At 43.1% G+C, this 2445-nt stretch carries 3 protein-coding genes; 1 reads left to right on the top strand and 2 read right to left on the bottom strand.

Annotated elements, in window-relative coordinates; all coding sequences use genetic code 11:
* On the bottom strand, nt 1-104 hold a 104-nt coding region (rpsU, locus tag RAC86_RS37805), incomplete at its 3' end, for a 30S ribosomal protein S21 (RefSeq protein ID WP_377886872.1).
* A gap of 172 nt (nt 105-276) precedes the next feature.
* On the opposite strand from rpsU, the gene RAC86_RS37800 reads away from it, so the two are divergent.
* Entirely contained in the window at nt 277-1200 is a 924-nt protein-coding gene (locus tag RAC86_RS37800) for a Na/Pi symporter (protein ID WP_128993165.1), read from the top strand.
* 35 nt (nt 1201-1235) lie between these two features.
* Here RAC86_RS37800 and mtaB read toward each other — a convergent pair.
* Nucleotides 1236-2445: tRNA (N(6)-L-threonylcarbamoyladenosine(37)-C(2))-methylthiotransferase MtaB (gene mtaB, locus RAC86_RS37795; protein ID WP_377886870.1), on the bottom strand; the 1210-nt coding region annotated here is incomplete at its 5' end.

Genomic DNA, 2445 nt, shown 5'->3' with positions numbered 1-2445 from the left:
CGCTTTCTTGCTTCTTGCAAAGTACCTGTCTTTGATACACTGCGTTTGAAGCGACGAAGAGCATCTTCAAGCGATTCGTTTTTTCTAACGACCGTTTTTGACATTCTCTTTCCCTCCCTCCGAATACACCAATCGACTACCTTTAAGTTACACATATAAACATGTACTTTGACATTATAATATAAGCCATCAGTCAGGTCAACTAAGTGAGTTCACTTTTCCGTCATGAGTGCGACTGCCTGTCTATATAATGAAAGAAAGGGGTTGGTGAATAGGATGTTAATTCTGATTAGCTTTACTGCTCTTATATTATTCTTTCTCGCAGGCATGAACATGCTTCGAAAGGGCTTAATTTCAATGGCGTACTCAAAAATTGAAGAACGTTTGCTTTTATTTACGGACCATCCGTTAAAAGCGTTTCTTATCAGCATTGTATTTACGGGGATACTTCAGAGCAGTTCAGCTTTTATGGTCATTGTCATCGGCTTTGTAAGTGCGGGCGTCCTTTCTTTTAAGCGGACGATACCAATGATTCTGGGGACGAATGTTGGCTCTACTTTTACAACTGAATTTATTGCTATCAAAATGGATATTTTGATTTGGGTTCTTTTAATAGGAGGTTTATTGTTTTTTCTGACTGGCAGGCATCCTTTGAAACAGCTGGGAACAAGCTTCCTTGGACTGGGCATCATCTTCTTTTGCATCAGCGGATTCAGCCATCTTGCCGGGCCGCTGACAAAGCTGAAAACGGGAGCCGACGTTCTATACCATGTTAACGATTCAAACTGGTCCGCTTTGCTCATCGGGATGGTGTTAACTGCCATCATTCACTCCAGTTCTGTCTGTATCGGCATTTTGATGAGTTTTATGAATGAAGGGATTATCGGACTGACACAGGCGATGAGCGTCGTACTCGGATCCAATATCGGGACATGCATTACAGCTGTCATGGCTGCTGTATCCGGGGGATATGCGGCGAAACAGACAGCATATGCGCATGTGGTATTTAACGTGCTAGGGGTGGCTCTAGTATTGCCTTTTCTGACCGCAGCGACCGGCTTTGTAGAGCAGTTATCACCCGATCCCGCCCAAAGGATTGCTCATTTCAGTCTTTTATTTAATGTAGTAACAGCTCTTTTATTTCTTCCGCTAACAAACTTGTTTTACCGATTGATTCACCTTCTTATCCCGGCTAAATAAAAAACCGGTACATTTTAATGCACCGATTTTTTAGGTTAAGAAGACAAACGCATGTGTTCAGTTATTTCATCCTCAACCACACGGACAAACTGTCCTTCGTTGTAAGGATAACCTGCTTTTAGGATTTTGACTTTTACGATTTTGCCGATCATATCTTCCGTACCTTTGAAAACAACCTTCATATAATTGTCTGTGTAACCGACAAACATATTTTCTTCTTCTGTTTCCTTAAACGCTTCCTCAGGGATAATCTCAAGCACTTCATTTTCATACTGAGAAGCGTATTCTTTTGCAAGCTGGTCAGAAAGAGCAATCAGGCGGTGCACACGTTCGTTTTTCACGTTTTCATCCACTTGGTCTTCCATTCGCGCAGCTGGTGTTCCTGTACGCTTACTGTAAGGGAAAACATGCAGTTCAGAGAATTTATGTTCTTTAATAAAGTTATAGGTTTCCATAAATTCTTCTTCTGTTTCTCCAGGGAATCCGACGATGACATCAGAAGTAACAGCTAAGCCTGGCAGTGCTTTTTTCAATTTATTTAAACGGTCTGCAAAGAATTCCATTGTATATTTGCGTCTCATCCGTTTAAGCACTGTGTTTGATCCGGATTGGATAGGAATATGCAAATGATTCACTATCTTATCTGAGCGGTCTAAGACCTCGATCACTTCGTCAGTGATTTGGCTGGCTTCGATTGAAGAAATTCTGATCCGTTTCACGCCTTCCACACGGGTGTCTAATTCGCTCAAAAGCTTCGCGAAGTTGTAATCTTTCATATCTTCGCCGTAGCCGCCTGTATGAATACCCGTAAGAACAATTTCCTTATATCCGGCATCAACAAGCTGCTGCGCTTGTTTAATGACTTCTTCAGGGTCGCGGGAGCGGAGCAGGCCTCTCGCCCACGGAATGATACAGAATGTGCAGAAATTATTGCAGCCCTCCTGTATTTTCAATGACGCTCTTGTGCGGTCCGTGAAAGCAGGCACATCAAGCTCTTCATATACTCTTGCTTTCATGATGTTGCTGACGCCATTAATCGGCTGGCGTTCTTCTCGGTATTGGTCAATGTAGCCAAGCATTTTTTCACGGTCCTGTGTTCCAACTACAATGTCGACACCGGGGATCGCCATAATCTCAGCAGGTGAGGTTTGCGCGTAGCAGCCTGTGACACAGATGACACCGTCAGGATTTTGACGAATGGCGCGTCTGATCACTTGGCGGCTTTTTTTATCTCCCGTATTTGTA

Source organism: Bacillus sp. LR_5 (assembly GCF_042709275.1).
The sequence above is the reverse complement of the archived record's forward strand: the minus strand, read 5'-3'. Positions and strand labels throughout refer to the sequence as shown.

Excerpts from the sequence above, each read along its gene's own strand:
- RAC86_RS37800 (WP_128993165.1), top strand. The coding sequence starts at position 277 with ATGTTAATTCTGATTAGCTTTACTGCTCTTATATTATTCTTTCTCGCA.